Below are 7,252 nucleotides of genomic sequence, written 5' to 3'. Positions count from 1 at the left end.
GGAAGGATGACGAAACATCTCCTTTTTTGTCGCGAGCCTCGCCGGCCACGATCCCGACGAAATCGCCGGCCGGCCGTTTCCTGCCCATGCGCGCCTCGCCGCCTCTGCGCATCTGGTGCGCGAAGCGCGTAATCCCGACGGCCTGCGCGCGACGCTTGAGCAGTACTTCGGCGTACCGGTCGCGATCGAGGAATACGTCTTTCACTGGCTGGAAATGGCGCCGGCCAGCCACAGTTATCTCGGCAAGCCCGTGGAGTCTTCGACGCTTGCGATGGGCGCGATGCTCGGTGAGCAGGTGCCGGACCGCCAGCACCGGTTCCGCATTGTCCTGGGGCCGCTCGACTTGCAGGTGTATCTGCGTTTCACGGCGCAGGGCGTGGACCTGCCGAAGCTGGTCGAATGCGTGAGGGAATTTGTCGGGCGCGGCTACCGGTGGGAACTGGAACTGCGCATCAAGCCACAGGGCGCACCGCCTGCGGTGCTGGGTGGAACGGAACAACTCGGCTGGTCCAGCTGGCTTGGACAGGCACCCACGGATGCGCCGATTACCGGCATGCGCTTCGAACCGGAACAGTACGTGGAGCAGTTGGCGAGGCGATCCGTACCGTACCGTCAACGCCCGGAAACCGGCGCGGGTGATCTGCTGACGTACTACAACGAGGAGTTGCTGTACCTGCGCGAACTTGCCGCCGAATTCGCACAGGCGCATGTAAAAATCGCCAGGCGTCTGGGCATGCAGGCGGGTGAAATCGGCGATAGGTATGTCGAGCGGCTCGTCCAGGCATTCGCTTTCATGTCCGCCCGCATGCGCATGAAACTGGACGCCGCATTCCCCGACTTCACGCGCCCCCTGCTGCAATGCCTCTATCCGAATTACCTCGCGCCGACGCCATCGATGGCGGTGGCACGACTGTATCCAGACGATGCGGAAGGCGATCTCGCCGAGGGCGTCCGCATTGCGCGCGGCGCCACCTTCATCAGTCGCGTGTCCGACGGTGAAACCACGGCGTGCGAGTTTCGTAGCAGTCAGGAGGTAACGCTGTATCCGCTCGAAATCGTAAGCGCACGGCTGACCGGCATTCCTCCTGATATCCCCGCGCCCGACCGGTATGCGCGTGGACATACCAACGTGCGCGGCGCTCTGCGTCTGAGACTGCGCACCACCGGCGAAGCCTGCATCGCCGACTTGCAGGGACTGGATCGGTTACCCGTGTACCTGGCCGGGGAAGAACAGCTGGCGTCGCGCCTGTTCGAACTGCTGCACGTTGCGGCCGTCGCGTCGATTACCGGCGAGCCGGAAAACCTCGGCACGCCCGGCAGTCCGTTTCACGCGGTAAGCCGCGATGCGGTGGTACATGAAGGGCTTGATCCGGGACAGAGCCTCCTGCCGCTCGCAGGGTCGAAATTTCATGGACACAATCTGCTGCACGAGTTTGCCGTCTGTCCGTCGCGTTTTTACTTCTTCACGCTGACCGGTCTCGCACCTGGCCTGCGCCAGGTGCGTGGGCGCGAGGCGGAGGTCGTCGTGCTGCTGGACCGACACACCGACCCGCTGGCGGACCAGGTCGATGCCTCGCAGTTCGCGCTTTTCTGCACGCCGGTCATCAACCTTTTTCCTCGCACATCCGATCCCGTCGAGTTGCCGAAATCCGGCACCGAATTCCAGTTGGTGCCGAACGCACTCCAGCCGCTCGACTACGACGTGTTCTCCGTGCAGGCCCTACATGGTCAGGTCAGCGAGACATCGGCACCGCTCCAATTCCGGCCGCTGCACGAGCCACTGACGAACGATGAAGGCAACCACGGGCGCTATTTCACCTCGCGTCGCGAACGCCGCTCGGCGCCGGAACTGTCACGCCGCCGCTATGGCACACGCACGCCCTACATCGGCACGCAAACCTCGGTCTCGCTGGTCGATCACGACGGGCAACCTTACGGCGAGCGCATGAACTACCTCACGCTCAGCGCGTTGCTGACCAATCGTGAACTTCCGAACCTGATCGTGCCAGACGGGCGCGACGATCTGACGCTCGGAGAGTCTGCCCCGGTTCTGTGCGTGGGCCTGATTCGCTCACCTAGTGTGCCACGCGCACCGTATGCGGAGCGGGAAACCGCCTGGCGGCTGATCCGCCAGTTGAACTTTAGTTACCTCGCTCTGGAAGACCCGTCGGCCGCGGGCCTGCGCAATCTGCTAGGGCTGTTCCTCGCGCCAGGTGACGAGGTCTACCGGCAGATGATCGACAGTCTGGTCGATGTCAGCATGCGCACGGTCACGCGCATGCTCCCGGGCGATGGACAAATCATGTTTGGTTGCGGCGCCGAGTGCGTGCTCACGGTCGACGAAGCGGGCTTCCATGGCGTGAGCCCCTACCTGTTCGGCCTGATTCTCGAGCGCTTTCTCGCGCGAGGTGCATCGGCCCATTCGTTCATCGAGACCGAACTGCGCTCGACGCAGCGCGGCCCTGTGGCGACCTGGCCGGTGCGTATGGGCACGCGGGGCGTTGCATGAGTAGAACCGCAGGGAAAAGGCATGGCAGGCAGCCGGGGCGATCGACACGGCGCGCGGCGTTCATGGGAAACGATTGATGCAGACACGCATGACAGAACGCAGGGCGTCGCACGCCCGGCACAACGGGATTCGTCTCATGAGTGGCGACCGGTCCAGTTCACACGGAGGATCGAGCCTATGTTGAACTTCATGACTCCACGTACCTTCACCGTTAGCGGCGCCGCGCTGCCGAAGCTGGACGACGGCGAACCTGCCCTCCTGATACGCTCGATCAGGGGAGAGGAAGCGCTTTCGAAGATCTACGAATATGAATTGGGACTGGTCACGCCGCTCAGTCCGCTGCTGCCGGACAGCGCCGCGGCCAATCTGGACCTGAAGGCGATGGTCGGCAAGGAGCTGACCGTGACCGTCCAGCTCGACGGGATGGGCACCTTCCATTCGGGCGCCGCGAATATCGGCAAGGGTGAACGGGAAATCAGCGGCATCGTCACGGCGGCAAGTCTGGTTGCGCCGCTAAACCGGCAGTACCACTACCGGCTGATTCTCAAGCCGTGGATCGTGCTCGCCGGACAGCGCACGGACTACCGAATCTTTCAAAACCGCTCGGTGGTCGAGATTATCGACGAGGTACTCAAAGGCAACTACATGTACTCGTACGTCAAGCGCCTGGGCGGCACGTATCCGAGGCTCGTCTATCAGGTGCAGTACGGTGAGTCGGACTTTTCGTTCATTCAGAGGCTCATGGAAGAACACGGAATTTACTGGTTCTTCGAGCACTCGAACGGCGTGCACCGGATGGTGCTTGTCGATAATCTCGGCGCGCACAGGCGCGTGGTCAGCGAGGCGTATCACACGTTGCAGTACCTCCCGCCTGACAGGAAGATCGACGCCGAATATGTCAGCCACTTCGACACGACCGAGAGCATCCAGTCGGGAATCTGGACGACGGATGATTTCGACTTCACGAAGCCGAGCGCAAACCTGGCGGTACAGAATGCGTTGCCGCAGGGCGCGCGGCATAACGATCTGACAGTCTACGAATGGCCGGGCGACTATACCGACCCGCAGCAGGGCGAGCAGTTCGCGCGTGTACGCATGCAGGAAATCCGCGCTCGGGGAGAACGCGCCGTAGGCCGAGGCAACCTGCGCGATGTGGTGTGCGGCACGACATTCACGCTGGCGAGCTATCCGCAGGAAGCGGCGAACCGCGAGTACCTGGTGATCCGCGTCAGGCTAGATGCCGAGGAGATCGGCGAAGTAACCGGCGAAGGCCAGTATCGGGTCAATACGACTTTCGAAGTGCAGCCGGCGACCACGATGTTCCGGCCACCGCGCACGGTGAGCAAACCGCGCACAACGGGTCCGCAGACGGCGATCGTGACTGGGTACACGGGAAGTGAAATCTGGACCGACCAGTACGGACGTGTGAAGCTGAAGTTTCATTGGGATAGGTCACCCGTGAATGACCAGAATTCGTCGTGCTGGGTGCGCGTGTCTTATCCGTGGGCGGGCAGTAACTTCGGCGGCATCAACATTCCGCGGGTTGGAACTGAAGTTATTGTCGACTTCGAAAACGGTGACCCGGACAGGCCCATCGTGACCGGGCGCGTGTACAACGCGATGAGCATGCCGCCGTGGAAGCTACCGGATAACGCGACGCAGAGCGGGACGCTATCGCGCTCTACGAAGGAGGGCGGCTATGGCACCGCTAACGCGATTCGCTTCGAGGACAAGAAGGGCCGCGAAGAAGTATGGATTCATGCCGAGAAAAACCTCCGTACCGAAGTAGAAAACGACGAGGTGCATGCGGTCGAGCACGACCAGACCGTTACGGTGGGCCATGATCGCGCGCGCCACGTTGGCAACGACGAGCAGGTCGATATTGCACATGACAGCCGGCGCCGTGTCGGGCTGGACGATACCGTGTCGGTCGGACGGAACCAGACGGTCACGATCGGCAAGGACCGTGTGGAGAACGTGGGCAACAGTCGGCGGGACCGGATTGCGGCCGACTACCAGATCGAAACCGGCGGGAACGCGGAGCATGTCGTGCAGGGTCGTCATCAGCTTCGGGCGGGGCAGGCCATCGCGCGCCGGACACAGATATATGAGCTTCAGGCAAGCGACAGACTGGTCATCAAGGCACCCGGTGGCAGCTTCACCATTGATAGTAGCGGCGTCACGATCGAGGGCATCGCGATAAAGCTCAAAGGTGCCTTAACTCAGGAGGATGGCTCGGGGGGAGTGCCTGGAATGCATGGCATTCCACTGCCGGGCCAGTTGCTCGATCCGGGCCATGTGCCGTTGTCGGACTAAACCCATTCCCAAAACAGACGAACAAAAAAATAGGAAACCTGATGCTGATCAGCCAACCCTTCCTCAGCGCAGCCGCGCATGAGGACGACTCAACGCAACCCGTCACGACCCTGGGCGAACGCAGTGGCAAGGGCGCGTTTCCCGTCAGCCGCGAATTTGGCTGGCATGGAGGCATCCATCTCGAAGCGCAGGGCAATGCGGACAGCTCGGAGCCAGTGTGCGCGATTGCCGACGGCGAGGTCGTGTTCGCGCGTGGCAGTGATGACATTCCGCAGCATCATGACGATCCAGCGGTCATCGCGGCGCATCCGTTGCTGTACTACAAGGGCTGGACGAGCAACGGTGTGGTGATCCTGAAGCACGCAACGGAGATTGGCGAAGGGGTGAACGTCGAGTTCTACTCGATCTACCAGCACATGCACACGACCCAGGTGGCGCGCGGCAGCAGGGTGTACCGCAAGGACGCGATCGGTTTGCCTGGCGCGATCTACGGCCAGCCGAACCGTATCCACTTCGAGATCGTCGCCGACGCCACCAGCGTCGTGGCACTGATGGGGCGTAACCACGGGCCGCTGGCAGCGGAACAGGGGCGAACCAATAGTCTGTGGGGCGACATTCACGTCGTGTTGCCAGCTGGTACGCAACTCTATGCCAGCGATCCATCGGTTGGCTCGGCAGCCCATCCCGCGTGGCAGGTGCCGGTGCAGGCGACGACAACGGAGCCGGCGATCGTAAGTATCACAGAGTCCACTGGCTTGATCACCCTGACCACACGCAGCATCCGGGGCGCGGTACTTGGCTCGGCGACGCCGGAAGATGCCTACGGCCTGTATGAGCGTGCCACCCGGCGCTATCCTGGATGCCCCAGCGCAGGCTATGAAATGCTGCGCTTTGGCCGGGTGATCGGCCCAGATGCACCGGCAGCGACAGATCTCTATCAGGGACGCCTGCCGCACATCCGGCAGATTCATTCACCGGTCGATCACACGGCTGTGTATGCGAATCTGAATGGTCCCGGCGTCAGAGTCTACAGCGATGCGGATTCCCCCGACTGGCTGGGGTGGACGTTTGTCGACGACGATACAGACGGCAACAGCCGGTGCGATTCCGATGTGCTGATTGCCATGCTTGACCCGGGCGCACCGCCGGCTGTGAGTCCGCCAGCGGCCACAAGCGGGGCAGCCGCGCCGACGCCAGCCGAACAGCAGGCGCAGAGAAAGCGCGAACGCATTGCGCGAGCTTACGCGCGCAGCCTTGACGGTCCGACGCGGGAACGGCTCAGCTATTGCGTTGTAAAGATGCCGACAGAGTGGTCGCGCGACGACTTCGATACGCGCTGGCGTTGGCTCAAGGGCACTGATCCGAATGATCTGCCGGCTTCAGCGCTAATGACCGGCTGTCTGAGTCCAGACGCCTATACGAAGCTCAAACAGCACCACGCAGCGCTGGCCTTCTGGGAGGACGCTCAGGCACACGGACTGACGCTGGGCAAGGTTCACTACCACTTTCATCCGGGGCGGTTTATTCAGATGTTCAAGAAGTGCGGATGGCGGAGCCTTCGAGAGCTGACACAGACATTGCCCAAACGGTCCAGTCCCAATGCAGGCGGAGAAATTCCATGGCAGACGGCGCAAAACCGATGGCATTCAGGCAACAATGACCACGGTTTCATGCCTCCGGATATGCATACGGCGATAAATCGCATGTGGAGGAAGTATGGCTTTTCGACTCCTCAAAGACAGGCCCATTTCCTAGCGCAAATATTCAAAGAAACCGGAGCGCTAAGGGCAACGGTCGAGCTTGGCGACAGCCGGTATTTCCGCACGATGTACGAGGCGTTAACTCCGCAAGAGGCTGGGGACGACTTCGATCACAAACATGATTGGCTACAAGCGATGGGGTTTCTGCACGGTCGAAATCGACCCGACTATATAGCGCAACGACCGGATGAAGTTCACCAGAAGGCGGTGTCGATGGGAAATACGCAAACGGGCGATGGGGCAAGGTTTCGCGGCCGGGGGCTAATTCATCTTACCGGACGTGGCAGTTACGCTGCGTACAGTCGCTTTCGCGGACGCGACTTCACGACCGATCCCAATCCTGAACTGCTTTCTTCCGATGCAACCGCCGTCGCCGATTCAGCCGGGTACTTCTGGATTAGTAAGGTAATGCAGTCACCCAACACCGGGGCCCTGCGAAGCGGGATGAATATTGATCGCCGTGCGGACGTAGGAGTAGCTGATGCGAATGTCGCCGCGATCACGACACCAGTTAATGGGGGGAGCACCGGACTTCCCCAGCGTAGAGAGTTTTTTCATTACGTGAATTTTATTCTTGGCGATGCACCGAATATGCCGACAGATCCTTCGCTGATGAGGCAGAGGGAAGAGTAATGCCATTTCAGACCGAACTTAATCTCGCCTCGTA

Annotated in this window: 3 protein-coding genes and 1 pseudogene; all 4 read left to right on the top strand. The window is 61.3% G+C overall.

Translation table 11 applies throughout. From position 1 onward, the window contains the following. Positions 1-16 precede the first annotated feature (16 nt). Positions 17-511: pseudogene (tssG, locus tag B0G73_RS40640) on the top strand (type VI secretion system baseplate subunit TssG); the annotation flags it as partial. A gap of 129 nt (positions 512-640) precedes the next feature. Next, entirely contained in the window at positions 641-2,509 is a 1,869-nt protein-coding gene (gene tssF / locus B0G73_RS26210; protein WP_258193436.1) for a type VI secretion system baseplate subunit TssF, read from the top strand. Positions 2,510-2,530: 21 nt separating this feature from the next. Further along, entirely contained in the window at positions 2,531-4,825 is a 2,295-nt protein-coding gene (locus tag B0G73_RS26205; protein WP_374957036.1) for a type VI secretion system Vgr family protein, read from the top strand. A gap of 41 nt (positions 4,826-4,866) precedes the next feature. Beyond that, positions 4,867-7,218, top strand: a complete 2,352-nt coding sequence (locus B0G73_RS26200; RefSeq protein ID WP_106284126.1) for a peptidoglycan DD-metalloendopeptidase family protein — start codon at positions 4,867-4,869, stop codon at positions 7,216-7,218. Positions 7,219-7,252: the final 34 nt, after the last annotated feature.

Origin of the sequence: Paraburkholderia sp. BL25I1N1 (assembly GCF_003002025.1) — a bacterium.
In the GTDB taxonomy this organism is placed as follows: domain Bacteria; phylum Pseudomonadota; class Gammaproteobacteria; order Burkholderiales; family Burkholderiaceae; genus Paraburkholderia.
This window is presented reverse-complemented; position numbering and strand designations above follow the sequence as displayed.